General features: G+C 66.1%; 20 protein-coding genes and 1 pseudogene. 3 read left to right on the top strand and 18 right to left on the bottom strand.

Going from position 1 to position 24,857, the window contains the following annotated elements:
- Positions 1-3: 3 nt before the first annotated feature.
- The 4 genes from alaS to ACI1US_RS08930 form a co-directional block, all read right to left on the bottom strand.
- Positions 4-2,700 (bottom strand): alanine--tRNA ligase, encoded by a 2,697-nt coding sequence (gene alaS / locus ACI1US_RS08915; protein ID WP_461639814.1) that lies wholly within the window; start codon positions 2,698-2,700, stop codon positions 4-6.
- A gap of 86 nt (positions 2,701-2,786) precedes the next feature.
- Complete coding sequence (locus ACI1US_RS08920) at positions 2,787-2,996, bottom strand: hypothetical protein (protein WP_416549620.1); 210 nt, start codon at positions 2,994-2,996, stop codon at positions 2,787-2,789.
- A 153-nt stretch (positions 2,997-3,149) separates the two neighbouring features.
- Positions 3,150-3,779: a 30S ribosomal protein S4 gene (gene rpsD / locus ACI1US_RS08925; protein ID WP_416549621.1), complete on the bottom strand. Its 630-nt coding sequence runs from the start codon at positions 3,777-3,779 to the stop codon at positions 3,150-3,152.
- Positions 3,780-4,041: 262 nt separating this feature from the next.
- Positions 4,042-5,355 (bottom strand): replication-associated recombination protein A, encoded by a 1,314-nt coding sequence (locus ACI1US_RS08930; protein ID WP_416549622.1) that lies wholly within the window; start codon positions 5,353-5,355, stop codon positions 4,042-4,044.
- A 173-nt stretch (positions 5,356-5,528) separates the two neighbouring features.
- On the opposite strand from ACI1US_RS08930, the gene ACI1US_RS08935 reads away from it, so the two are divergent.
- Positions 5,529-6,755 (top strand): DUF349 domain-containing protein, encoded by a 1,227-nt coding sequence (locus ACI1US_RS08935; RefSeq protein ID WP_416549623.1) that lies wholly within the window; start codon positions 5,529-5,531, stop codon positions 6,753-6,755.
- 80 nt (positions 6,756-6,835) lie between these two features.
- On the top strand, positions 6,836-7,381 hold the full coding sequence (locus ACI1US_RS08940; RefSeq protein ID WP_461639817.1) for a hypothetical protein: 546 nt from the start codon (positions 6,836-6,838) through the stop codon (positions 7,379-7,381).
- 742 nt (positions 7,382-8,123) lie between these two features.
- On the opposite strand, the gene ACI1US_RS08945 is transcribed toward ACI1US_RS08940, so the two are convergent.
- The 7 genes from ACI1US_RS08945 to leuA form a co-directional block, all read right to left on the bottom strand.
- On the bottom strand, positions 8,124-10,328 hold the full coding sequence (locus tag ACI1US_RS08945; protein WP_461639831.1) for a RelA/SpoT family protein: 2,205 nt from the start codon (positions 10,326-10,328) through the stop codon (positions 8,124-8,126).
- 236 nt (positions 10,329-10,564) lie between these two features.
- Complete coding sequence (gene secF / locus ACI1US_RS08950; RefSeq protein ID WP_416549625.1) at positions 10,565-11,590, bottom strand: protein translocase subunit SecF; 1,026 nt, start codon at positions 11,588-11,590, stop codon at positions 10,565-10,567.
- A gap of 1 nt (position 11,591) precedes the next feature.
- Positions 11,592-13,442 carry a protein translocase subunit SecD gene (secD, locus tag ACI1US_RS08955; protein WP_461639819.1) on the bottom strand — a complete coding sequence of 617 codons (1,851 nt, stop codon included), beginning with the start codon at positions 13,440-13,442 and terminating at the stop codon, positions 11,592-11,594.
- Between the two features lie 52 nt (positions 13,443-13,494).
- Positions 13,495-13,926 (bottom strand): preprotein translocase subunit YajC, encoded by a 432-nt coding sequence (gene yajC, locus ACI1US_RS08960; RefSeq protein ID WP_416549627.1) that lies wholly within the window; start codon positions 13,924-13,926, stop codon positions 13,495-13,497.
- A 124-nt stretch (positions 13,927-14,050) separates the two neighbouring features.
- Positions 14,051-15,058, bottom strand: a complete 1,008-nt coding sequence (gene ruvB / locus ACI1US_RS08965) for a Holliday junction branch migration DNA helicase RuvB (RefSeq protein WP_416549628.1) — start codon at positions 15,056-15,058, stop codon at positions 14,051-14,053.
- Entirely contained in the window at positions 15,055-15,663 is a 609-nt protein-coding gene (gene ruvA / locus ACI1US_RS08970; RefSeq protein WP_461639822.1) for a Holliday junction branch migration protein RuvA, read from the bottom strand. The genes ruvB and ruvA overlap by 4 nt, the downstream gene beginning before the upstream one ends.
- Before the next feature lie 329 nt (positions 15,664-15,992).
- Positions 15,993-17,765 carry a 2-isopropylmalate synthase gene (gene leuA / locus ACI1US_RS08975; RefSeq protein WP_416549629.1) on the bottom strand — a complete coding sequence of 591 codons (1,773 nt, stop codon included), beginning with the start codon at positions 17,763-17,765 and terminating at the stop codon, positions 15,993-15,995.
- 158 nt (positions 17,766-17,923) lie between these two features.
- On the opposite strand from leuA, the gene ACI1US_RS08980 reads away from it, so the two are divergent.
- Positions 17,924-19,735 carry a DUF2207 family protein gene (locus tag ACI1US_RS08980; RefSeq protein ID WP_461639833.1) on the top strand — a complete coding sequence of 604 codons (1,812 nt, stop codon included), beginning with the start codon at positions 17,924-17,926 and terminating at the stop codon, positions 19,733-19,735.
- 631 nt (positions 19,736-20,366) lie between these two features.
- Here ACI1US_RS08980 and ACI1US_RS08985 read toward each other — a convergent pair.
- From ACI1US_RS08985 to ACI1US_RS09015, 7 genes and pseudogenes are all read right to left on the bottom strand, one after another.
- Positions 20,367-20,753, bottom strand: coding sequence for a DUF5684 domain-containing protein (locus ACI1US_RS08985; RefSeq protein WP_461639824.1), 387 nt, complete (start codon positions 20,751-20,753; stop codon positions 20,367-20,369).
- A gap of 71 nt (positions 20,754-20,824) precedes the next feature.
- On the bottom strand, positions 20,825-21,826 hold the full coding sequence (gene era / locus ACI1US_RS08990) for a GTPase Era (RefSeq protein WP_416549631.1): 1,002 nt from the start codon (positions 21,824-21,826) through the stop codon (positions 20,825-20,827).
- On the bottom strand, positions 21,823-22,722 hold the full coding sequence (locus tag ACI1US_RS08995; protein ID WP_416549632.1) for a hemolysin family protein: 900 nt from the start codon (positions 22,720-22,722) through the stop codon (positions 21,823-21,825). The genes era and ACI1US_RS08995 overlap by 4 nt, the downstream gene beginning before the upstream one ends.
- A 5-nt stretch (positions 22,723-22,727) precedes the next feature.
- Positions 22,728-23,183, bottom strand: a complete 456-nt coding sequence (gene ybeY, locus ACI1US_RS09000; protein WP_416549633.1) for an rRNA maturation RNase YbeY — start codon at positions 23,181-23,183, stop codon at positions 22,728-22,730.
- Positions 23,180-24,262 (bottom strand): PhoH family protein, encoded by a 1,083-nt coding sequence (locus ACI1US_RS09005; RefSeq protein ID WP_416549634.1) that lies wholly within the window; start codon positions 24,260-24,262, stop codon positions 23,180-23,182. The genes ybeY and ACI1US_RS09005 overlap by 4 nt, the downstream gene beginning before the upstream one ends.
- A complete protein-coding gene (locus ACI1US_RS09010) occupies positions 24,252-24,599 on the bottom strand; it encodes an HIT domain-containing protein (RefSeq protein WP_416549635.1) in 348 nt (115 codons plus the stop codon). The genes ACI1US_RS09005 and ACI1US_RS09010 overlap by 11 nt, the downstream gene beginning before the upstream one ends.
- 69 nt (positions 24,600-24,668) lie before the next feature.
- Positions 24,669-24,857: pseudogene (locus ACI1US_RS09015) on the bottom strand (hypothetical protein); the annotation flags it as partial.

Below are 24,857 nucleotides of genomic sequence, written 5' to 3' on the forward strand. Positions count from 1 at the left end.
CGCTTACGCCTCGATCGAGCGCCGCATCTCGGCGAGCGCGGCCGAGATCTGTGCAGGATCGGTACCACCGCCCTGCGCGAGATCGGGCTTGCCGCCGCCGCCGCCGCCGAGCACCTGGGCTCCGCGCTTGGCGAGGTCGCCTGCCTTGATGCCAATCTCGCGCGCTCCCGCGGTGGTTGCCGCGATGACCACGGGCTTACCCGCGCCGTCACCCGCAACCGTTCCCGCGAGCATCACAACGCCGGGCTCGCTGCCGAGCTTCTCACGAAGCTGGGTGACGAGGCCGCGCAGGTCGTCGGGCGAGCCAACCGTGCCGAGGTCGGCGGAGACGAGCTGCACCGATCCAACGCGTTCGGCCGCGGCCAGCAGCGCGGGAACGCGCTCTGCGAGTTTTGCTGCCTCAAGCGCTGCAATTTTCTTCTCGGCGGCGCGCAGCTGCGCGTTGAGATCCTCAACCCGTGCGACAACCTCGGTGCGCGGCACCCGGAGGCCACCTGCGAGCTGCTGCACGATCGAACGCTCAGCGGCGAAGCTCTGGAAGGCCTCGAGGCCCACGAGCGACTCGACACGGCGGTTCGTCGATCCGACTGAGCTCTCGGACACGAGGTTGATCATGCCAACCTCGGCCGCGGTCGCGACGTGGGTGCCGGCACAGAGTTCGCGCGACCACTCGCCGCCGATGTCGACGACGCGCACGCGCTCGCCGTACTTCTCACCGAAGAGCGCCATCGCGCCCATCGCCTTTGCCTCGTCGAGGCCCATCTCGCGGGTGACCACGCCGTAGTTTGAGCGGATCGCGAGGTTCGAGATCTCCTCGATCTCGCTCTTCGTCTCGCTACTCAGGGCCTCCGAGTGCGTGAAGTCGAGGCGCATGTAGCCGGCCTTGTTGTACGAGCCTGCCTGGTGCGCGTTCGGGCCGAGCACGTCGCGGAGCGCCGCATGCACGATATGCGTCGCCGAGTGCGCCTGCGTGGCACCCCGGCGGTATTCGGCGTCGACGCGGGTTTCCGCACGCGCATCAACGCCGATGACGCCGACCGTGACCTTGACCGTGTGCACGATGAGGCCGGGCACCGGCTTTTGCACGTCGAGCACCTCGGCTTCGAAGCCGTCGCCGACGATGACACCGTTATCCGAGTCCTGACCGCCCGATTCCGCGAACAGCGAGGTCTCTGCGAGCACGAGCTCGGCAATCTGACCCTCTCGCGCCTCAGACGCGGGAGCACCGTCAACCACAATGCCGAGCACGCGGCTCTCGTGGATGAGCTCGTCGTACCCCACGAACGCGGTCTCACCGAGCCCGCGCAGCTCCTTGTAGACGGCGAGGTCAGCCTGCTGGCCGCGCTTCGCCTTTGCGTCTGCCTTGGCGCGGTCGCGCTGCTCCTGCATGAGGGTCGCGAAGACCTCGCGATCCACCGTCACACCGGCCTCTTCCGCGATCTCGAGCGTGAGCTCGACCGGGAAGCCGTGGGTGTCGTGCAGCAGGAAGGCGGTGTCGCCGTCGACGCTCGCGGTGCTGCCAGCGCCCTTCGTGTCGGCCTTCGCCGATTCGATGGCGGTTTCAATCGCTGTGTCGAGGATCTGGATCCCGCTCGCGAGCGTCCGCAAGAACGTCTTCTCCTCGGCGTACGCAACGCGCGAGATGAAATCGAAGCTCTCATCAACGGCCGGGTAGGCCGACTTCATCGCGTCGCGCGACACCGGGAACAGCTCAGCAAAGCTCGGGCCCTCGACACCGAGCAGCCGCATCGACAGGGTGACTCGGCGCAGCAGGCGGCGCAAGATGTAGCCGCGGCCCTCGTTCGACGGCGTCACGCCGTCGGCGATGAGCATGAGGCCACTGCGCACGTGGTCGGCAATGACGCGCAGGCGCACGTCGTCGTCGAGCTCGGCACCGTAGGTCTTCCCCGCGAGCTCGGCAGCACGGTCGAGGACCGGGCGCACCTGGTCGATCTCGTACATGTTCTGCACGCCCTGCTTGATGAACGCGACGCGTTCGAGGCCCATGCCGGTGTCGATGTTCTGCTTCGGGAGGTCGCCCACAATCGTGAAGTCGAGCTTCGACTTCACGTCGGCGATCTGGTACTGCATGAACACGAGGTTCCAGATCTCGACGTACCTGTCGTGATCGGTTGCCGGGCCGCCGTCGGGGCCAAAGGCGGGGCCCTGGTCGAAGAAGATCTCCGAGCAGGGGCCGGCGGGGCCGGGCTGGCCGGTGGACCAGTAGTTCGTGTCCTTGCCGAGCTTCTGGATGCGCTCAAGCGGGAGTGAGGAGTGCTCGAGCCAGAGGTTCAGCGCCTCCTCGTCTTCCTCGTACACCGTCACCCAGAGATCATCGGGCGAGAAGCCGAGTCCGCCGTCGGCCTCGCTCGTGGTGAGCAGCTCCCACGCGAACTGAATCGCGCCCTTCTTGAAGTAATCGCCGAAGGAGAAGTTGCCGCACATCTGGAAGAAGGTGCCGTGGCGCGGCGTCTTGCCGACCTCTTCGATGTCGTTCGTGCGGATGCACTTCTGCACGCTCGTCGCCCGGTCGTACGGGGCAGGCACGAGGCCAGAGAGGTAGGGCACAAACGGCACCATGCCGGCGACCGTGAACATCAGGCTCGGGTCGTCGCTGACGAGCGACGCCGAGGGCACAACCGTGTGACCTCGCTGCTCGAAAAAGTTCAGCCAGCGGCGTTGAATCTCGGCGGTCTGCATGTGCGGTGCTTCGTTCCTTCGTGGTGCTTCAGCGCAGGCCGCGACGGGCCGGCGCAGAAATTCAGTGAGTCTCGGTCGAGGCCGAGTTAATTGCCCTTGTGGTCGAGGCCCTTGAGCGTGCGCTCAAGGTCTTCGTCGAACTGCTCGCGCTCGGCAGCCTCGTAGCCGCTCGAGTAGGCGTTCGCGAGTTCGGCGATGCCGCGGTTCACACGCTCAAAAAAGCGGTGCCCACCGGGGCTCTGGTTGACAAAGTGGGCGGCGACAAAGCCGGTGCCTACTCCGAATACGAACAACATTAGCTTCCGCACGTGTTCCACCCTCCTGCGGTCTCGCGGCGACACGATGCGCGCCGCGGAACTATACCCGTCAAGCTTAACCGGTAACGCATGCCGGAAATGCTTGAGGGCGCTGGATTCCGTGTGGATCCCAGCGCCCTCAAAAGTTTTGGCTTAGCGGCCCGAGTAGAACTCGACGACGAGCTGCACTTCACAGGTCACGGGGACCTCAGCGCGCTTCGGGCGACGCAGCAGGCGCGCCTCGAGCTTGTCGAGTGCGACCTCGAGGTAGCCCGGAACGTTCGGGAGCACCTCGGCGTGGCCGCCTGCAGCTGCAACCTGGAACGGCTCGAGAGCTTCCGAGCGCTCCTTGACGTGGATGAGCTGTCCCGGCTTCACGCGGAAGGAGGGACGGTCGACGAGCTTGCCGTCAACGAGGATGTGGCGGTGCACGATGAGCTGACGAGCCTGTGCGGTGGTGCGGGCGAAGCCTGCACGCAGCACGAGTGCGTCGAGACGCATCTCGAGGAGCTCGACGAGGTTCTCACCGGTCAGGCCGTCCTGGCGACGTGCCTCGTTGAAGGTGATAACGAGCTGCTTCTCGCGGATGCCGTACTGGGCGCGAAGACGCTGCTTCTCACGCAGGCGAACCGCGTAGTCGCTGTCGCTCTTACGCTTGGTGCGGCCGTGCTGGCCGGGGCCGTAGGGGCGCTTCTCGAGGTAGCGAGCTGCCTTCGGGGTGAGGGCGAGGCCCAGCGAGCGCGACAGGCGCGTCTGCGAGCGGGTACGTGACGTAGTCGACACGGGTATCCTTTCGGGTTTCTGACAGATCAGCGCGAATGCGCTGTCCGTATTGTTCTCTCGGCCACGCTGTGCCCGCATTCACAAGCTTTCGCTCGCAATGCACGCGACACAACAAACCGGTTTCGGTGAGGGAACGACCGTTGCAGAAACCCGGCTACAGGGTGCCTGCCATATGCTTCCCACTGCAGCCTGCCGTGGGAGCCATGTTGGCCAACGAATAGCTTAGCAGAGGATCGCGGCGCGTGTCGCGCGGGCCACGCCGCTACTCCCCTCGGCTGATTCGGCGGATCTTCTCGAGTCGCTCCGAGATTTCGCGCTCGTTGCCGTGTGTTGTCGGCTGGTAATACTTGGCATCGACGATTTCGTCGGGGAGATACTGCTGCCGTACCACGCCGCGCGGGTCGGAGTGCGGGTAGCGGTAGCCCTTGCCGTGGCCGAGTTTCTTCGCACCGGGGTAGTGCGCGTCGCGCAAGGGCTTCGGGACCGCGCCGAATCGCCCGGCCTTCACGTCAGCGATCGCAGCGTCGATTGCCGAGATCACCGCGTTCGACTTCGGGGCGGTCGCGATGTAGATCGTCGCCTCCGCGAGCGGAATGCGGGCCTCTGGGAGCCCGATGAGCTGCGTGGCCTGCGCCGCAGCGACCGCGATCGTGAGGGCCTGCGGGTCGGCGAGACCCACGTCTTCTGCCGCGTGCACCATCAGCCGTCGGGCGATGAAGCGCGGATCCTCCCCCGCCTCGATCATTCGGGCGAGATAGTGGATCGCCGCATCCGGGTCTGACCCCCGCATCGACTTAATGAAGGCGCTCACCACGTCATAGTGCTGGTCGCCGTCTTTGTCGTAGCGCAGCAGTGCACGATCCACCGAGATCGCAACGAGCTCGGCGGTGATCTCGGGCACGGCAGCCGGCTCAGGATCCTCATCCTCCGCGGCTTCGGCCGCAGCCTCAGCGCCGAGCGCCAGCGCCGACCCCGCCGCGGCTTCGAGTCCAGTGAGCGCGCGCCGCGCGTCGCCCGACGAGAGCTGCACGAGCGCCGCGCGCCCCTCCTCGGTGAGCGCAACGGCTCCCCCGAGTCCGCGCGGATCAGTCACCGCACGGTCGAGCAGCTCGGCGATGTCTGCGTCGCTCAGCGCTTCGAGCGTGAGCAGCAGCGAGCGCGAGAGCAGCGGACTAATCACTGAAAACGATGGGTTCTCGGTCGTTGCCGCGATCAGCGTCACCCAGCCATTTTCGACACCCGGCAGCAGCGCGTCCTGCTGAGCTTTGGTGAACCGATGAATCTCGTCAAGGAACAACACCGTGGCGATGTCGTAGAGGTCACGGTCGTTGAGGGCACGCTCCATCACGGCACGCACGTCTTTAATGCCTGCGGTTACCGCGGATAGCTCGACGAAACGCCGACCGCTCGTATGCGCGATCGCTTGCGCCATCGTCGTTTTTCCGGTGCCCGGCGGCCCCCAGAGAATCACTGAAACAGCAGAACCGTCTGCATCGCTCGCAATCACTCGCAGCGGTGATCCCTGGCGCAGCAAATGCTTCTGCCCGACCACCTCGTCGAGCGAGCGCGGGCGCATGCGGACCGCTAGCGGGGCGGTCGTGGCACTCGAACCTGGAAACTGGGACACACCCCAATGCTACCGAGGACCTCAGACAATCATGCTCTGCGGGGTTCGCTGTGGCATAGTGGAGGGGTCTATCTAGTAACGCGGTCGGGCTAACCGATCCCACACGACAGGTGAGCAACACGGTGAGTGAAGCGACAAACGAGATGCCCTGGGGCAGGGTCGACGAAGATCGTACGGTGTACGTACGAGAGGGCGAGGGTGAACGCGCTGTCGGTTCCTTCCCCGACGGCACCCCGGAAGAAGCACTCGCCTACTTCGAACGAAAGTTCGCAGACCTCGCGGGAGCGGTGACGCTGCTTGAGGCGCGAATCGCCCGCGGAACCGCGGACGCGTCGGTGGCGGGTACCGTCACCAAGCTGCAGGAGCAGCTGGTCGAGCCCGCCGCAGTCGGCAACATCGATGCGCTTCGCGGCCGTGTCGCGAAGCTGGCCGAGAAGGCTGCCGCATTCGGCGAGCAGCAGCAGCAGGAGCGCGAAGCAGCACGCGAGGAGGCCGCCGCCAAGCGCGAGGCCATCGTCGCTGAGGCCGAGCAGCTCGCCGCACAGCCCGAGGCATCGATCCGTTGGAAGGACACGAGCGCGGCCTTCGAGCGCCTGTTCACCGACTGGCAGACCGCACAGCGCTCGGGCCCGCACGTTCCGAAGCCGCAGGCCGACGCCATGTGGAAGCGTTTCCGTGCTGCTCGCCAGAGCTTCGACACCGCTCGCCGGGCACACTTCTCGCAGATGGATGCAAACAACAAAGACGTGAAGTCGCGCAAGGAGAAGCTCATCGCTTCGGCCGAGGCGCTCGCCGACCGCGGGCTCGACGGGATCCCGTCGTACCGCAACCTGCTCGACGAGTGGAAGCAGGCTGGCCGCGCGAGCCGCAAGCTCGACGACCAGCTCTGGGCCCGTTTCAAGGCCGCAGGCGACGTGCTCTACCAGGCGAAGGCCGAAGAGGTCGCGCAGACCAACGAGGAGTACCAGGAGAACCTGGTCGCGAAGCAGGCGATCCTCGAGGACGCCAAGCCGATCCTTGAGATCACCGATCCCCCGGCAGCGCGCAAGCAGCTGACCGCGATCCAGCTGCGCTGGGACGAGGTCGGTCGCGTACCGCGCGAGTCGCTCCGCGACACCGAGGGCGCACTCCGCCGCATCGAGGACCACGTCAAGGGCCTCGAAGACGAGCACTGGCGCAAGACCAACCCTGAGACGAAGGCTCGCAGCGAAGGCCTCCGCGGCCAGCTCGAAGAGTCGATCGCCGAGCTCGAGGCAGAGATCGCCGGAGCCAAGGACGCGAAGTCGAAGGCCGCCGCAGAAGAGAAGCTTGCCACACAGCAGTCGTGGCTCGCGGCACTCGGCGACTAGTTATCCACACATTACTGCCCCGGTCTAGCATTCGCTGGCCGGGGCAGTAATGCTGTCTGCATGAACTCTCGGGAACGTGCATGACTCCCCCGGCCCCGCCGCGAGTCGACCACTGGCCACCGGCGCTTCGTTCCGCCGCGCTGCTCACCGGAACGCTCGTGCGCTGCGGGCCGGGGTATCGTCCCGTCTCCTGGCCGGATAACGCCACCGCCCGCTGCACGGCAATCGCCAGCGTGCTGTCGGAGCGATACGCCGCGATTGAGGACACCGCCGCCTGGATCTGGGGCGTGCGCCACTCCCCAGGCGCACCGCTGCGGCTGCTCACGCGACGCGGCCGTGCGCCAGCCCGCTTTGAACTGAGCAATTCCGAGTTCGAGGTGCACATCAGCAACTACCGGCTCGCCCCGGGTGACGTCGTCGAGATTGCGGGCTACGCGGTGACGACTCGTCTTCGGACAGCCTACGACCTGCTCCGCTCCACGGCACCGCTCGAGGGAGCCCGCCTCGTCGCTGTGCGGCTGCTGCTGCTCTCCGAGCCCGGGGCCCGGCGGCGTCTATTCGACCGCGCTGAGCGGGCTAGCAGGGCTGACCGCGCCCGAATCGCGCGCCGCCTCGCCCCTGCGTGACGCGCGCCCGTATCCTCTCCACCCCGTTTTATCCTTTGCGCCCCTTGCACACCCCCAACAGCCGTCACCAAGGAAAAATAGGATCGGAGAGGATCGCCGAACTCGGCGCAGAGCGCCGACCCGCAGCTGCGTGCTGACGCAGGGTCGCCTGCTGACACGGCGCTCCGCGCCCGCGCTGAAGGCAGTGTGCGCCGGGCCGGAGCACCTCCAGGCGCTCCCCGGCCGGTACGCAGCTTGCGCGCGTTGCTGTTCCCAGCGGTCTCCTGCGCTCGCACGAAGCACCAGCACACCGTTGCCAACCACGGAGAAGCCCCCGAATAATCCATTCCTACCCGTTTTCGATCCGTGCAAGGCTAGGTCTGGATCAATACGGTCGGGCAGAATGCCAGGTGGGCTCCCGAAGGGACCCGGGATATACACCCGAGACATCAGCAAGCGTCGTGACGTGGCCGAACACGGTGAGCACTTCCAGCAAGGCCGCTGCGTCCGCGGCATGCCCCCGGCCGCGGGAGCTTCGAAATGAGCTCCGCCCGGACCCGCCTGCGTAAAGGCGAGGGCGCGAAACGCTCGCGGCAGCCCCGCCAGCGCGCAACGAGCCTCGAGGCCGCAGCACCTGCATCTCAAGGCCCCCGATTAATCCATTCCGCCGCGTTCTCGGCCGTCGAAAGGGTCGGTTTGGATTAATCGGGGCAGAGAGGATCGCAGAGTGCCACCGCAGGCGCAGAGCACCGCACCGCCCGCCCTAGCTGGTCAGCCGGTAGACGTCGTAGACGCCGTCAATGCGGCGCACAGCGTTCAGCACGTGATCGAGGTGCGTGGCGTTCGCCATCTCGAAGAGGAAGCGGCTGATCGCCAGCCGCGACGTCGAAGTGTTCACCGAAGCCGAGAGGATGTTCACATGATGCTCTGAGAGCGTCCTGGTGACGTCTGAGAGCAGCCCGGAGCGGTCAAGCGCCTCCACCTGAATCTGCACCAAGAACACGCTCTTAGGCGTCGGCGCCCACTCGACCTCGACGACGCGCTCCTGCTGAGTCTGCAGGTTCTTGAAGTTGTGGCAGTCGGTGCGGTGCACGCTCACGCCCTGGCCCTTGGTGACGAAGCCGCGGATGTCGTCGCCGGGCACCGGGGTGCAGCACTTCGCTAGCTTTGCGAGCACATCGCTTGCGCCCTTCACCACGACACCGCTCGACGTCGCCCGCGACGCCTGGGCCCGGGGCGTGTCCGCGAGCGGCACGCTGAGCGTTGCGGGCTCGGTCGATGCCTGATCGTCGAACATCAGGCCGGCGACCTTCTCGACAACTGACTGGGCAGAGACGTTGCCCTCACCGATCGCCGCGTACAGCGTAGTGACGTCGGCGTGGTTGAGCTGGAGCGCGACCTGCTGCAGCGCCTCAGAGTTCATCACCTGATGCAGCGGGAGGCTCTGCCGACGCAGCGCCTTGGTGAGCTCCTGCTTGCCGGTCTCGGCGGCCTCTTCGCGCCGCTCCTTCGTGAACCACTGGCGGATCTTGTTCTGCGCCCGCTTGCTCTTCACGAAGTTCAGCCACGACTTGTTCGGGCCCGAGTTCGGGTCCTTCGACGTGAACACCTCGACGACGTCACCGTTCTGCAGCGCCGTCTCAAGCGGCACGAGCCTGCCGTTGACGCGCGCGCCCATGGTGCGGTGACCCACCTCGGTGTGCACGGCGTACGCGAAGTCGACGGTGGTGCCGCCCGCCGGGAGCCCGATCACGCGGCCCTTCGGGGTGAAGACGTACACCTCTTTCGCGCCGATCTCGAAGCGAAGGGCGTCGAGGAACTCGCTCGGATCCTCGGTCTCTGCCTGCCAGTCGGAGATGTGCGCGAGCCAGGCCATGTCGTTCGACGCGGTCTGCTTGTCGGAGCCGGGTTGACGCTGCTTGTACTTCCAGTGCGCCGCGACACCGTACTCGGCGCGCTGGTGCATCTCGACCGTGCGGATCTGGATCTCAACCGCGCGGCCATCCGGCCCGATCACGGTCGTGTGCAGCGACTGGTACAGGTTGAACTTCGGAGTGGCGATGTAGTCCTTGAACCGCCCGGGGATCGGGGTCCAGCGGGCGTGCACCGCGCCGAGCACCGCGTAACAGTCGCGGATCGAGTGCACGAGCACACGAATACCCACCAGGTCGTAGATGTCGTCGAAGTCGCGGCCGCGAACGATCATCTTCTGGTAGATCGAATACAGCTCTTTCGGGCGCCCCGTCACCTCGCCCTTGATGCGGGAATCTCGCAGGTCGGTCTCGATTGAGCTGATCACCTTGCCGACGAGCTCGTCGCGCTGCGGGTTGCGCTGCTTGACGAGGTTCTCGATCTCGGCGTAGAGCTTTGGCTTGAGGACCGCGAAGGAAAGATCTTCGAGCTCGGTCTTCATCGATTGAATACCGAGTCGGTGCGCGAGTGGCGCATAGATTTCGAGGGTTTCCTGCGCCTTACGCTTCGCGCTGTCGCCCGAGACGAAGCCCCAGGTGCGCGCGTTGTGCAGGCGATCCGCGAGCTTGATTACGAGCACGCGGATATCGCGCGACATCGCGACGACCATCTTGCGCACCGTCTCGGCCTGCGCCGAGTCGCCGTACTTCACCTTGTCGAGCTTGGTGACGCCGTCGACGAGCATCGCGATCTCGTCTCCGAAGTCGCGGGTAAGCTCTTCGAGCGAGTAGTCGGTGTCCTCCACAGTGTCGTGGAGCAGCGAGGCGGCGATTGCCACGGGAGCGACGCCAAGATCGGCGAGGATCTTCGAGACCGCTATCGGGTGGGTGATGTAGGGCTCACCGCTCTTACGCTTCTGGCCCCGGTGCGCGCGCTCTGCGACGTCGTAGGCGCGAGAAATTACGGAGAGATCCGCTCGCGGGTAGTTCGCACGAACCGTGCGCATCACCTCTTCGATCGCACCGTGTGTGGCACCGCGAGAGAAGATTCGTGGCACCAAACGGCGCAGCGAAGTCGTACTCGCCTGTGTCGCGTCTGAACTCACCACCGCAGCCTCCTCAACTTCTCAAACGCTACACCAGGGTGTGCGCATTCCATGAATCGGCTGCGTAACGCCACGGCGTTTCGCCCCCGCGAAGCGTCGCCTTCGCGGCCTCGCACAGCTCTCACCGCAGAAACAACGAAAGGGAGACACCCGCGAGTGCGAGCATCTCCCTTCCGGTGAGCAGCGAGTTAAGCGGTAGCCGTCTGCCCCTCGGGGGCAGCCTCTTCCTGCTTGGCACGCTGGCGGAGGATCCTGGCGTCGCGATCCTGAATCGCCTTTTCGCTGGAGCGAAGATGGGCGTACGCAGGCGACGCGACAAAGATCGTCGAGTACGCACCGGCGATGATACCGATGAACAGCGCGAGCGAGATGTCGCGCAGCGTACCTGCGCCGAGGAAGCCGGCACCGACGAACAGAATCGACGCGACCGGGAGGAGCGCCACAACCGACGTGTTGATGGAACGCACGAGCGTCTGGTTCACCGCAAGGTTCACGGCCTCGCCGTACGTCCTGGCGTCGCTGAGCTCGCCCGGGCTCGTGTTCTCGCGAATCTTGTCGAACACTACGACGGTGTCGTAGAGCGAGTAGCCAAGAATCGTGAGGAAGCCGATCATCGCCGCGGGAGTAACCTCAAAGCCAGCGAGGCCGTAGATACCCGCGGTGATGATGAGGTCGTGCAGCAGCGCAAGCATCGCCGCCAGCGACATCTTCCACGTTCGGAAGTACAGCGCCATCACCACCGCCGCGAGCAGGATAAACACGACGAGCGCGATGATCGCCTGCTTCGTGATGTCCTGCCCCCAGACGGGCCCGATGAAGGAGTATGTCACTTCGTCTGCGTCGACGCCGTAGCCCTTCGCGAGCGCCTCGGTGACGGCCTTGTTCTGCGCGTCATCGAGAGCCTCGGTCTGGACACGAACCTCGTTCTGGCCGAGCACCGAGATACGGGGGGCGCTTCCGGGCAGTGCGTTCTCGACGGCGTTCTGCGCGACCGTGGGGTCACGGTCTGCGCTGTTACCGACGTTCACCTGGAACTGGCTACCGCCAGTGAACTCGATGCCGAGCTGGAACCCGCCGCGCAGGAAGGGCCCGAGGATCGCGACGAGCAGCAGTACGGCCGAAATGGTGTACCAGAGCTTGCGCTTACCGACGAAGTCAATCGACTTCTCGCCGGTGTAGAGCGCATTGCCAAATTCAGCGAATGAGCGAGCCATGTCAGCTCTCCTTTCCTGCGCCGGCAGCCTCGGCTGCCTTGCGCTCGGCGATCGTCTGGCGACGTTCTGCCTCGCCGCGACTCTTCGCGACCTTCTTGGCACTGCCCTTGGTTGCGACCACGGGCTCGCGGAATGCCATCCGCCCCTGGTAGACCGCTCCGAGCTGACGGGGGTCGAGACCGGAGAACCGGTAACCACCGCTGTACACCTTCGTGCGGGCGAGCAACGTCATCATCGGGTGCGTGAACAGCGCGACGACAATCACGTCGACGATCGTGGTGAGCCCGAGCGTGAACGCGAAGCCCTTCACGTTGCCGACGGCGAGCACGAACAGCACGACTGCGGCAAGCAGGTTCACACCGTCAGATGCAAGCACGGTGCGGAACGCGCGCTTCCAGCCACCCTCGACCGCGGCGGTGATGCCGAAGCCGTCACGCAGCTGGTCGCGGATGCGCTCGAAGTAGACGATGAACGAGTCGGCGGTGAAGCCAATCGCCACGATGATACCCGCGACGCCCGCGAGCGAGAGTCGGTACCCCTGACGCCACGAGAAGAACGTGAGCAGCAGGTAGGTGAGGATCGCAGCGATGCCGAGCGAGGCGATCGTGAGCGTGCCGAGCAGTCGGTACTGGAACAGCGAGTAGATGACAACAAGGCCGAGGCCGATGAGACCGGCGATGAGACCGCCGAGCAGCTGGTTCGAGCCGAGCGTCGACGAGATGTCTTCCTGGCTCTGCACGGTGAAGCTGATGGGCAGTGCGCCGAACTTCAGCTGGTCCGCGAGCACCTGTGAAGATTCCTTCGTGAAGTTGCCCGAGATCGCGGGGCGTCCGTCGAGGATCTGCGCGTTCATCGTCGGCGCGGAAATCACCTTGCCGTCGAGCACGAAGGCGAACTGGTTGAGCGGCTGCTGCTGCCCGAACAGGCGGGTGCTGACCTTGCCGAAGCTCTTCGCACCCTCCTTGTTCATGGTGATCGCGACTTCCCAGAGACCGGTGGTGCCGCCACCGCTCGGCATTGCCTGCTGCTGCGAGGTTGCGTCGGTGATGACGTCACCTGTGAGCTCAACGGGCCCGAGCACGTACTTCATGAAGCCGGTGTCGTCGCAGGTGATGAGCGGCTTGTCAGCCGGTGAGTTCGTCACCTCGAGCGCCGTTTCAGCGGTGCAGGTGAAGGCCTCAAACTCGGCAAGCAGCGCCGGGGTCAGCCACGCCTGATCCGCCGGGTCCTTCGGCAGCGGATCCGGGTACAGGTCGGCGGGGACTTCGGCCTTCGCGGCGTCATCCTTCGCGTCGGCGTCGTCGGCATCCTTCGCCGAGTCCTTTTGCGCGGCGGCGTCGTCAGCTGGCGCGTCGGGCTGAGCCTCCCCCTTCGGGTCGGTCCCGTCTGCGGCCGCGCCGTCTGCGCCCTCGATGGTCTCGCCCTCGGGGGTCACCGGGGCAGCCCCAGCTGGCATCTCGAGCAGGACGCCGCGGAAGTCGAGCGCGGCTGATGCCTGAATACGCTTGAGCGTCTCGTCGTCAACCTTGCCGGGGATTGCCACGGAAATGTGGTTGTTGCCCTGCGTCGTGATCTCAGCCTCGGAGACGCCCGAGGCGTTCACGCGCTGACGGAGAATCGATACCGCTTGGTCGAGCTGCTCACCGGTGACGGCCTTGCCGTCGTTCTGGTTCGCTGCGAGCAGGATCTGCGTCCCGCCCTGGAGGTCGAGCGCAAGTTTCGGGGTCCAGGTGGCGTCACTGCGGAACACACCCAGGGTAATGAGGCCGGTCAAGCCGACAATGATGGCCAGCAACAGGATGAGGGAGCGACGCGCGCTCTTCACCGCAGGCGCGACTGATGGTTTCGCCAAGACAGCTGTCTCGCTTTCAGATAACGGTGCGCGCGGGCGCACCGGAAATTACTTACTCCTTGTCGGAGTTCTTGTCTTCGCTCTTCTCAGCTGCGGGGGTACCGTCGAAATCGGTAGCGGCGTCAGTGATCGACTGGGCGTCGTTGGGGGCGGTGAAACGTTCGCCGAACTCGGGATCGTCGTCGGGAGCGAGCGTCGCTGCTTCGCTCTCCTCGACGGGTGCGTCGACGGGGGTGACAACCTGGCCGATTGCGTTGCGGTGCACGACGAGCGTGCTGTTGCCGCTCGAAACAGTCACTCGGTTCTCTTCTTCATCGATAGCGATGATCGTGGCGAAAATACCTGACTGCAGCATCACCTCAGCGCCGGGCTGCATGTTGCTCTGCATCTCAGCCATCTGCGCCTGGCGCTTCTTGCTGTTGCGGAACATGAAGAAGATAAGAACGGCGATGAGGCCGAACATAACGAGTGACATCGGATCCATGAGGCGGTGTCCCTTTCAAAATTCGTGGAGCGCGCCCTTGAACACGCACGGACCGCACAAGTCTAGCGGCCTTTCCTGCAAGCAGCGGCACAGTTACTTGCAGGATCGCTGCGAACCCGACGGGTTACGCAGCGGGAGGCGCGATCCCCAGGTGTGCCCAGCCCTGCGCGGTCGCGATCCGCCCCCGCGGAGAGCGAGCGATGAGCCCGGCGCGCATGAGAAACGGTTCGACGACCGCCTCGATCGTCTCGGCTTCCTCACCAACGGAGGCTGCGAGCGTCGAGAGCCCGACGGGCCCGCCGGCAAAGCGCTCGACAATGATCCGCAGCACCTCGCGGTCGAGCCGATCCAGTCCGTGCTCGTCGACGTCATAGAGCGCGAGCGCCGCGCGCACCGAACGCGAGTCCGGCTGGCTGGCGTGCACGAGCGTGTAGTCGCGGACGCGGCGCAGCAGCCTGTTCGCGATACGCGGGGTGCCCCGCGAGCGGCCGGCGATCTCGACGACGCCGGCGTGATCCAGCGGGAAGTCGAGCAGCCCCGCTGCGCGCGTGAGAACCCCCTCGAGCTCGCCGGTGGCGTAGTACTCGAGGTGCGCGGTGAACCCGAAGCGATCGCGGAGCGGGTTCGGGAGGAGCCCGGCTCGCGTCGTCGCGCCAACGAGCGTGAACGGCGAGAGCTCGAGTGGGATCGAGGTCGCGCCCGCACCCTTGCCGACCATAATGTCGACCTTGAAGTCTTCCATCGCGAGGTAGAGCATCTCTTCGGCGCTTCTTGCCATGCGGTGAATCTCATCGATGAAGAGCACCTCGCCCGGGGTCAGCGCGGAGAGCACAGCGGCCAGGTCGCCTGCGTGCTGGATCGCGGGGCCCGACGTCTGCTGCAGCGGCACCCCCAGCTCGGTCGCGACGATCATCGACAGGGTGGTCTTGCCGAGGCCGGGAGGACCCGCAAGCAGAATATGGTCTGGGGTGCGCGACTCGATCTGCGCCGCACCGAGCAGCAGCCCGAGCTGCTCGCGCACCTTCTCCTGGCCGACGAACTCCGCGAGCGAGCCTGGACGCAGCGCGCCCTCGTAGCTCACCTCGGTGGCGGTCGCCTGCGGCGACAGTTCGCCGCTCAGCGCCGGGCTCATCGCCGGCCCCGCTGCAACAGGGTGAGTGCGGCACGAAGCAACTGCGCATTCTCCATCTCAGCCCCCGCGTCCCGCGCGTCAAGCACGGCTTGCCTGGCCTCGTGTTCGCCGTAGCCAAGACCCTGCAGCCCCTCGGTTACGCCCTCGGTGAGCGCGTCATCTGGGGCAATCGCGGCGGGCGCCTCATCAAGGTCGTGCAGCTCGATCGCCTTGAGTTTCCCGGCAAGCGAGACGGTGATGAGCTTGGCCGTCTTCGGGCCGATGCCCGAGACCTTCTTGAACGGCTTCTCGTCTTCGGCGGCGACTGCGCGCACGACCTCGCTCGGCGAGAGCTCAGAGAGTACGCCCAGGCCTGAGCGCGGGCCAACGCCAGAGACACCGATGAGGATCCCGAACAGCGTAAGCTCGGCCTCCGTCGCAAAGCCGTACAGCGTCAGCGAATCCTCGCGCACGATCAGGGAGGTGTGCAGGAAGAGCTGCTCCCCCGGTGCCGCCTGGGACATGCGCCCGCTCGGGACTTCCACCCGCATGCCGACGCCGCCGACACCCAGCACAACCCAGCCGGCCCCTGAGGCCAACACCTCACCGCGTAACGAAGCAATCACACGCCAAGCATAGGGCTGGCGGCTCGATTTCCTCGCCGCGCCACACCGCACCTTCGAACATATGTGCGAACAGCGTTGGTCGCCGCGTCCGGATCCCCCGCCCGGGGCGCGCGGCCCGCCTCCCCGACCCGCTGAGGCGACTCGGGGTCAGTTCGCGCCACGATTACGCCCGGATTCCGGCGATTTCCGACTGCTCAGTGGCGCGCACTGACCAGGAGTCGGGCATGGGCATGGGCTCCGGGCATGGGCTCCGGGCAGAAACGCGAGAGCGGGGCCAGCGGCACACCGCTGACCCCGCCCCGCATGCACACCCGCTCGGGCGTCAGGCGCTACACCGCCGCAGCAGCCGGCTCCCTGTCCGCGGCGCCGTTGCGCACCGAACGGTTGACTGCCGAGACGATCGCCTTGAGCGTCGCGCGGCTGGTGTCGGGGTCGATCCCGACGCCCCAGAGGCGCTGCCCGTCAACCTCGAGATCGACGTAGGCCGCGGCGACGGCGTCGCCGCCCTCGCTCATCGCATGCTCGACGAAGTCGAACAGCGTGACCGAGTGGCCCGAGGCATTGAGGTTGTTGATGAAGGCGTCGACCGGGCCGTTACCCGTTGAGGTCTCCTCGCGCTGCTGGTCGCCGTCGCGGTAGTCGACGGTGAGCTCGGTGACGCCGTCGCCGGCGCTCACGCTCGAGGTGCGGAAGAGCTCGTAGCGGCCCCAGCGCTCGACACCATCGGTGCCAGCCGACGGGAGGTACTCGTCCTGGAAGATGCTCCAGATTGCCTCGCTCGAGACTTCACCACCCTCGGAATCGGTGACGCCCTGCACGACCGCGCTGAACTCGATCTGCAGCCGGCGCGGCAGATCCAGCGAGTGGTCGGTCTTCAAGAGGTAGGCCACGCCACCCTTGCCTGACTGCGAGTTCACGCGAATCACGGCCTCATACGAGCGACCGAGATCCTTCGGGTCGACCGGCAGGTACGGAACCGCCCATTCGACGTCGTCGATCGAGACGCCCGCGGCGTCGGCGTCGGCCTGCATCCGCTCGAAGCCCTTCTTGATCGCGTCCTGGTGCGATCCGGAGAAAGCGGTGTAGACGAGGTCGCCAGCCCACGGGCTGCGCTCGGGCACCCGCAGCTGGTTGCAGTACTCGGCGGTGCGGCGCACCTCGTCGAGGCGCGAGAAGTCGATCATCGGATCGATGCCCTGCGTGAACATGTTGATGCCGAGGGCGACGAGGTCGACGTTTCCGGTGCGCTCGCCGTTGCCGAAGAGGCAGCCTTCGATGCGGTCTGCACCTGCCATGTAGCCGAGCTCGGCGGCTGCGACCGCTGTTCCGCGGTCGTTGTGCGGGTGCAGCGAGATGATGATGTTCTCGCGGTGGTTGAGGTGACGCCCCATCCACTCGATGGAGTCGGCGTAGACGTTGGGCGTCGCCATTTCGACGGTCGAGGGCAGGTTGATGATGACCTTGCGCTCGGGCGTCGGCTCGAATACCTCGAGCACTGCATTGCAGACCTCGACGGCATACTCAAGCTCGGTGCCGGTGTACGACTCGGGCGAGTATTCGTAGAAGATTTCGGTGCCGGCGGCGATCGGCTCGGCGGCCTTGCAGAGCTTCGCGCCGTCAATAGCCATCTGCTTAATGCCCTCGCGGTCAGACCGGAAGACAACGTCGCGCTGCAGGATCGACGTTGAGTTGTAGAGGTGCACGATCGCCTGCTTCGCGCCGATGAGCGACTCATAGGTGCGCGTGATGAGGTGCTCGCGCGCCTGGGTGAGGACCTGGATCGTCACGTCGTCGGGGATCGCGTCCTCTTCAATGAGCTGACGCACGAAGTCGAAGTCTGTCTGGCTCGCGGACGGGAAGCCGACCTCGATCTCCTTGTAGCCCATCTGCACGAGCAGATCGAACATGACGCGCTTGCGCTCCGGGCTCATCGGATCGATGAGGGCCTGGTTGCCGTCGCGGAGATCGACTGCGCACCAGCGGGGTGCCTCGGTGATCTTCTTGGTGGGCCACGTACGGTCAGGCAGTTCGACCGGAATGATCTCGTCGTACGGGCGGTAGCGGTGGATCGGCATACCAGAGGGCTGTTGCGTGTTCTTCATGACGTAAGTTCCTTCTTCGTAACGTTCGCTCAGCCAAACACAAACACCGCGACGAGGAAGGCCTGAGACTGAATTAGTTCGAAGTCGAGGACTCGTCGCGGCAGCTAAGAAGAAGCGAGCCGAACAGCATGGGATGAGTTTAGCGTAATCTCGTGGATATGCGAAAACTCTCCCGGCTCAGTTCGCTGCTACTCGCTGCTGTCGGCTTCGCTGCCGCCGCCGTGTTCGCCGCGGCCCCCGCGCACGCAGACGTCGACGACTTCAGCTACGAGTCCTGGCACGTGGCGTACACGGTGACCACCGACGACGCTGGCCGCGCCGTCGCCCACGTCACCGAAACGGTGTCGCCCAGGTTCCCCGAAACCGACCAGAATCGCGGCATCGTGCGCGGGGTGCCGACGTCGTACGAGAATGTCGGGGTCGATCCGCGCGACTTCTCGGTGACCGACGCATCGGGAACACCCGTGCCATTCGAGGTTGAAGACGAGGACGGATTCAGGATCGCCGTCATCGGCGACGACAGCTACGTCCACGGCCTGCAGACGTATGTCATCAGTTACACGGTCTCCGACGTGGTGCTCGCGCGGGACGACGGCACGGCCGACGAGTTCTACTGGGACATCATGGACTTCGAGCACCAGCAGCCGATCGCGAACTTCAGCGCCGAGATTGCTTTCGCTTCCGAGCTCGCGCCGGCGCTCAACGGAAACGTTCGCTGCTACGCGGGAGATCCAAACAGCACCGACGAGTGCGCAGTGAGCGGCGCCGGTACGAGCGAGGATCCCGTTGTGGTGGCGGATCTTCCGCTCGGCCCCGAGCAGGGCGTCACCGTGGCCGCCGGTATGCAGCCCGGCTCAGTCGTCCAGCCTCCCGAGCGGCTCCCGAATTTCACGCTTGATGGTCTGCCAATGATCGTAGGCGGCGTCGGCCTCGCTTCGGCGGCCGCCGGGTCAGTCGCGGTTGGGCGCTTCCGTGCGCGACGCCGCGTCGGCCGCGGCACCGTGATCGCGCAGTACGACGTTCCTCGCGCCCTGCCGCCGCTGCTCGCGGCACCGATCGTTGGGGGCCCCGTGAAGCCGCCCGCGACCGCGCAGATCATTCACCTCGCGGTGACCGGGGCAACCCGGCTCGAAGACGGTGAGCGCGTCGGCAAGAAGTCGAAGAAGACCAAGCAGACCCAGGTGGTGCGGGTCGTCGATCCCGCGCAGGCGGTCGACGAACTCGACCGACTCGCGCTCACCGCGCTGGTGCCCGACCCGCAGCCGGGTGCGGCCGCGACGCTGCCAAAGTCGAGCACGAAGTTCGCCGAGAAGATGACTACGCTGACGGCGGCCGGGCAGACCGCGGCGGTGGATCGCGGCTACCTCGAGAAGGCCCACGCCCCCGGCGGCCGAGCTTTCGGGTACGCAACCCTCGCGATCGCAGTGGCACTGATCGGCTTCGGCGTCGCAGGCCTCGTCTTCCGCGGCTCGCCACTGCCGCTGCTCTTCCTCTTCGGCGGGGTGCTGCTTGGGCTTGTCGCGTTCTACGCGCTCGCGCAGCACACCGTGCACACGCAGGCTGGAGCGGAGGCGCGGGAGCATTTGGAGGGCGTGCGGCTGTTCATCGAGGTCGCGGAGGCTGAGCGCATCAAGATGCTGCAGTCGTTCTCGGGTGCCGAGCGGCAGGAGGCGGACGGCATTGCCGTGATCCACCTCTACGAACGCCTCCTCCCCTACGCGATGCTGTTCAATCAGGAGAAGGAGTGGGCGAAGGCGCTCGAGGTGCGCTACAGCGCCGAGACCGACTATGTGCCGTACTGGTATCCGTCGGCCGTGTACCTGGGCGTCGCGAACCTCTCGGACTCGCTCACCCGCTATACCGACTCGGTGACGAACGCGGTGAGCTACACCTCGTCAAGTGCGGGCGGCTCGACCGGCGGGGGCTTCGCGGGTGGTGGCGGAGGCGGCGGCTTCAGCGGCGGCCGCTAGCGGAGCGCTCGGGCGTTCGCGCTCCCGTCCCGGTTCTCGCCGGGCCCGACCCCGCCCATCCATTCCGACCCGATTTTTCCTCCCTGAGCCCTCTGCAGGCCGTAAAGGGCTCGTGAAGGATGAAACGGGGCAGTGGGGATGCGCGGACACGGGCGCTGCACGATAGCGGCGCAGGCCCCAGCGATGAGGACCACCGTAAAGACATATCTGATGAGCGCTACTCGGGTGGGCTGCGGCCCCAGTGGCGCGGAGGAAACCACCCAGAGCACGTGGGTGCCGCCAGCTGCGCACCGGCCGCGGGAGCCCTCGGGAGCCCTCGGGGAGCCCTCAGACCGGAGCCACTCTGCTTCACCCGGGAACGGGACGCGCCCACCGGTGTCTGTGAGTGGGGCTGCCGCGGACGCTTCGCGCCCTTGCCATGCAGGGCAGCTGGGCCCGGGCCGTGTGCGTTTCACAGCTCACACGGAGTGGTCGGGGGCCCGAGTGTGCTGGCCTTCCGAAGAGCACGGCGATGCACCGAGCTTTCCCACCCAGTTCATTCCGACCCTATTTTTCCTGCGTGAGCCTTGTGCGGGCCGCATAAGGCTCACGCAGGATTAATCGGGGGTGTGAGGGGGCGGAGTCGCTGCCGCTAGTGGGCGCGGGGCACGTAGCGCGCGCGGCCCAGGCCGATGATGAAGTAGCCGATCATCGGGAACAGCCACAGCAGGAACACGGAGAACACTGAACCCTTGCCGAAGTTCGTGCCGATCCGCAGCGCGACGAAGATCGCGAAGATCCAGCCCACGATCGGGATGATGTAGAGCAGCGACATCCAGCCCGAGTATCCCGCGATCTTCACCAGGATGATGATGTTCACGATCGGAATGAACGCGAGGATCCCGGCGTAGCCCGCCTTCGAGAACATCTTCCAGGCGGCGATCGCGAGCACGACGTAGAAGGCGATCATGATCGCCGAGGAGGTCCCCGAGAAGATCATCGCGAGGGCATCGTCCATGGGAGTGTTGAGCTTAAGCATGGCTAAAGCATAAACGACGCTGGGCGTGAGCGCAGCGTCGTCTATGAACAGGACGAGAATTTAGGCAGGGCCTAGAACCCGAGCCGGCCGAGCGCCTTCGGGTCGCGCTGCCACTCCTTGAGCACCTTCACGCGCAGCGAGAGGTACACGCGGCGGCCGAGCAGCGACTCGATCTCGCGGCGGGCGTCCTCGCCGATCTGGCGAAGTCGCGACCCACCCTTGCCAATCACGATGCCCTTCTGACTGTCGCGCTCGACGTAGATCGACGCGTAGAGCTCAAGCAGCCCCTGCTCGCCCTCGTTCTCGGGCTCGCGCTCCTCGCGGTCGTCCACGGTCGCCGCGAGCGAGTGCGGCAGCTCCTCGCGGGCCTCACGCAGCGCGGCCTCGCGGATGAGCTCAGCGATACGCTCGTCCTCGGTCTCGTCGGTCGACGCCTCGTCTTCGTAGAGCGGAGGCGACACCGGCATGAGCTTCAGTAGCTCGTCGCTGAGGATGTCGAGCTGGTCGTTCGTCACCGACGACACGGGCACAACCGAGTCCCACTCGCGCAGCTCGCCGAGCCGCACGAGCTGGTCGTAGATCTCGTCCTTCGAAGCCTCGTCGACCTTCGTAAGGATCGCCACCTTCTTCGCGCGCGGGAAGTCGTTGAGCCGGTCATTGATGAAGCGGTCGCCGGGGCCAAGCTTCTCGTTCGCTGGCACGCAGAAGCCGATCACGTCGACATCGCCGAGCGTCGCCTCGACGAGGGCGTTCAGACGCTCGCCGAGGAGCGTGCGGGGGCGGTGGATCCCCGGAGTGTCAACGATGATGAGCTGCCCGTTGGGGCGGTGCGCGATGCCGCGGATCGCGCGCCTCGTGGTCTGCGGCTTCGGGCTCGTGATGGCGATCTTCTCGCCGACGAGCGCGTTGGTGAGCGTCGACTTGCCGACGTTCGGGCGGCCGACGAACGAGACGAAGCCCGCCCGGAACTCGGTGCCGGCGGGAACGGCCTCACCGAAGCTCACCTGCTGGCCTTCGGGGGCCGCGGCTGCGCCGGTCGTGTCGGCTGCGCCGGATGTATCTGCTGCGCTCATGCTGTGTCCTCAATCGTTGTGCTGTTCGCGGTGTCTTGCACGGCGCGTGCGCGCGCCGTGATCAGTCGTTTGCGTCGGCGCTCGGTGTCGATCGCCTCAAGTTCAATGCCTTCGCCGGTGACCCGATCCCCCACCTCGGGGAGCCTGCCGAGCCACTTCGCGAAGAGTCCTCCGACCGTGTCGACCTCTTCGTCGTCGAGTTCGATCTCGAAGAGCTCGCCGAGGTCGTCTATCGGCAGCATCGCGCTCACCAGAAAGAGCCCGGGGGCTTCCTCGACAACCTCGGGGTCCTCGCGGTCGTGCTCGTCGGCGATGTCACCGATGACCTCCTCGATGAGGTCCTCAAGCGTGACAAGCCCGGAGATGCCGCCGTACTCGTCGACGACGAGCGCGAGGTGGTTCGATTCCTGCTGCATGCGCCGCAGCAGCTTGTCGGCGCGCTGCACTTCGGGCACGAACATCGCCGGTTTCATGATGCGGGTCGCCGGCGACTCCTCCGATTCCTCGGGGCGTCGCAGCACGAAGCTGCTCGCGTCACGCAGGTACACGACCCCGAGCACCTCGTCGACATCGTCGCCGATCACGGGCACGCGCGAGTGGCGGGCGTTGAGCAGCAGCTCGAGCGTGTCGCGCACGGACACGTCGGAGTCGACCGTCACCATGTCGGTGCGCGGCACCATCACCTCGCGCACGAGCGTGTCACCAAACTCGACGATCGAGTGGATGTAGTCGCGGTCGCCCTCTTCGAGGAGGTCGAGCTCGGTCGCCTGATCCACCATCGAGAGCAGCTGCTGCTCGTCGCGCACCCGCCCGCGGCCAAGCGCCACGCGCTCCGCGATGCGGCGCACCGCGGCGCTCGCGCGGGCGAACCACGGAGGGAGGTCTTCGTCGCTCATAGAGCTCAACGTTCTCGGGTGCTGAACGACAGCACGAGATCCCGCTGCAGGCCGAACATCTCGGCTTCTTCGTCAGGGGTGCCGTGGTCAAAGCCCAGCAGGTGGAGCATGCCGTGGGTGACGAGCACCGTGAGCTCCTGCTCGAGGGAGTGCCCGGCGGCGTCGGCCTGGATGATCGCGATCTGCGGGCAGACGACGATGTCGCCGAGGAGGCCCGCGGGCGAGGCCGCATCGGGGCGGCCGGGCCGCAGCTCGTCCATCGGGAAGCTGAGCACGTCGGTCGGGCCGGGCTCGTCCATCCACTGGATGTGCAGCTGCTCGATCGCGGCCTCGTCAACGAACATGAGGCTGAGTTCGGTGTCGGGGTGCACGTACATCGACTCGAGCACGAAGCTCACGAGCCGCTGCAGTCGGTCCTCGCCGACGGCGACCCCTGATTCGTTGTTGATCTCGACGCTCATGCGTGGCGCTTCCCCTCGGTTGTGCGGTCAATTGTGGATCGTTCGTCGAAGGCCGCGTAGGCATCGACGATGCGCCCGACGAGGCTGTGGCGCACGATGTCGTCGGCGCTCAGCTCGGAAAAATGGATGTCGTCGACGCCGCGGAGGATCCCGGTGACGACGCGCAGCCCGCTCTGTTTGACGGGCAGATCGACCTGGGTCATATCGCCCGTGACGACCATCTTGGAGCCGTAGCCCAGACGCGTGAGAAACATCTTCATCTGCTCGGGCGTCGTGTTCTGTGCCTCATCGAGAATCACGAACGACTCGTTGAGGGTGCGCCCGCGCATGTAGGCGAGCGGGGCGACCTCGATGGTGCCATTCGCGAGGAGTTTGGGCACGAGATCCTGATCCATCATCGACCCGACCGCGTCGAACAGCGGCCGGAGATACGGATCAATCTTGTCCTCCAGGCTTCCCGGCAGATACCCGAGGCGCTCCCCCGCCTCGACGGCGGGCCTGGTGAGCACGATCTTCGAGACCTCCCGTCGCTGCAGCGCCTGGACGGCTTTCGCCATCGCGAGGTAGGTCTTGCCGGTGCCGGCGGGGCCGAGGCCGAACGTGATGGTGTGCTGCTCGATCGCGTCGACGTACTCCCGCTGCCCCTGCGTTTGCGGGCGCACCGCATTGCCACGCACGGTGAGGATCGGCTCGCTCAGCGTGATCGCTGCCCGCGGGCCATTGCCGTCGCGCACCATCCGCGCGATCGAGCGGACGTCGGTGCTCGAGACGGTACCGCTGCGGCGCGCAAGCTCGAGGATCTCGCGCACGAGCTCCTCTGCCGCCCGCACCGCGCTCGTCTCGCCGCGGATCGACAGCACGTCGTTGCGCGCGTTGAAGATGACGTTCGGGTGCTGCGCCTCAAGGTCCGCGAGCAGCTGGTCGCGGTGCCCGAGAAACGAGGCGAGCTCTACGCCCGTGAGTGTCACGGTGCGCTCAAGCTGCGGCTCGGGTCGCGCGGCGTCGGCGTGCTCTGGATCGGTGCCGTACGGCGCAACCGATTCGTCGCTGGGTTGTGGTGCGTTCGGTTCAGAACCCAAGGAGGGATCGCTCCTCAAGGTGTGCAATGACGTGGGCGTGGACGTGGAAGACGGTCTGGCCCGCGCTTGCACCGTTGTTGAAGATGAGCCGGTACTCGCCGTTCGCGTGCTCGTTCGCGAGCTGCTTCGCGACCGTGACCATCTCGGCGAGCAGTTCGGGGTCGCCCGCGGCAAGTTCGGTGACGTCGGCGTACTCCGTGGATTTCGGGATGACGAGGATGTGCACGGGAGCCTGGGGATTGATATCGGGGAACGCGACAACGCGCTCGGTCTCCGCGAGGAATTCCGTGGGAATCTCGCCCGAGATGATCTTGCCAAATACAGTCTCTTCAGCCATGCCGCCCAGTCTACCGATCCCGAGCTGCGCGCAGGCGCGCAATCTGCGCCGGTGCTCGCGTGTGCGCGCTCACCAGCGACCCAGCACGGTGTTCAGCACCGCGAGTGCCGCGGGGCCGGCGGAGGAGGTGCGCAGTACGTCGTCGCCGAGCAGCACGACTCGGCGCTCGGCGGGCGCGCCAGCGCCAGGGCTGTCGGCATCCGAGCCAGGGCTGTCAACATTCGGGCCAGAGCCACCAGCAGTGAGCGCTGCCAGCTC

This window comes from Leucobacter sp. BZR 635, from assembly GCF_048061935.2.
In the GTDB taxonomy this organism is placed as follows: Bacteria; Actinomycetota; Actinomycetes; order Actinomycetales; family Microbacteriaceae; genus Leucobacter.

What these genes read in the sequence shown, in the direction of transcription:
- ACI1US_RS08980 (WP_461639833.1), top strand. Translation starts at nt 17,924, where the DNA reads ATGCGAAAACTCTCCCGGCTCAGTTCGCTGCTACTCGCTGCTGTCGGC.
- ACI1US_RS08920 (WP_416549620.1), bottom strand. Translation starts at nt 2,996, where the DNA reads ATGTTGTTCGTATTCGGAGTAGGCACCGGCTTTGTCGCCGCCCACTTT.
- leuA (WP_416549629.1), bottom strand. Translation starts at nt 17,765, where the DNA reads ATGAAGAACACGCAACAGCCCTCTGGTATGCCGATCCACCGCTACCGC.
- secF (WP_416549625.1), bottom strand. Translation starts at nt 11,590, where the DNA reads ATGGCTCGCTCATTCGCTGAATTTGGCAATGCGCTCTACACCGGCGAG.
- yajC (WP_416549627.1), bottom strand. Translation starts at nt 13,926, where the DNA reads ATGGATCCGATGTCACTCGTTATGTTCGGCCTCATCGCCGTTCTTATC.
- ruvB (WP_416549628.1), bottom strand. Translation starts at nt 15,058, where the DNA reads ATGAGCCCGGCGCTGAGCGGCGAACTGTCGCCGCAGGCGACCGCCACC.
- era (WP_416549631.1), bottom strand. Translation starts at nt 21,826, where the DNA reads ATGAGCGCAGCAGATACATCCGGCGCAGCCGACACGACCGGCGCAGCC.
- alaS (WP_461639814.1), bottom strand. Translation starts at nt 2,700, where the DNA reads ATGCAGACCGCCGAGATTCAACGCCGCTGGCTGAACTTTTTCGAGCAG.
- ACI1US_RS08930 (WP_416549622.1), bottom strand. Translation starts at nt 5,355, where the DNA reads ATGCGCCCGCGCTCGCTCGACGAGGTGGTCGGGCAGAAGCATTTGCTG.
- ACI1US_RS08940 (WP_461639817.1), top strand. Translation starts at nt 6,836, where the DNA reads ATGACTCCCCCGGCCCCGCCGCGAGTCGACCACTGGCCACCGGCGCTT.
- ybeY (WP_416549633.1), bottom strand. Translation starts at nt 23,183, where the DNA reads ATGAGCGTCGAGATCAACAACGAATCAGGGGTCGCCGTCGGCGAGGAC.
- ACI1US_RS09010 (WP_416549635.1), bottom strand. Translation starts at nt 24,599, where the DNA reads ATGGCTGAAGAGACTGTATTTGGCAAGATCATCTCGGGCGAGATTCCC.
- ACI1US_RS08985 (WP_461639824.1), bottom strand. Translation starts at nt 20,753, where the DNA reads ATGCTTAAGCTCAACACTCCCATGGACGATGCCCTCGCGATGATCTTC.
- ACI1US_RS08995 (WP_416549632.1), bottom strand. Translation starts at nt 22,722, where the DNA reads ATGAGCGACGAAGACCTCCCTCCGTGGTTCGCCCGCGCGAGCGCCGCG.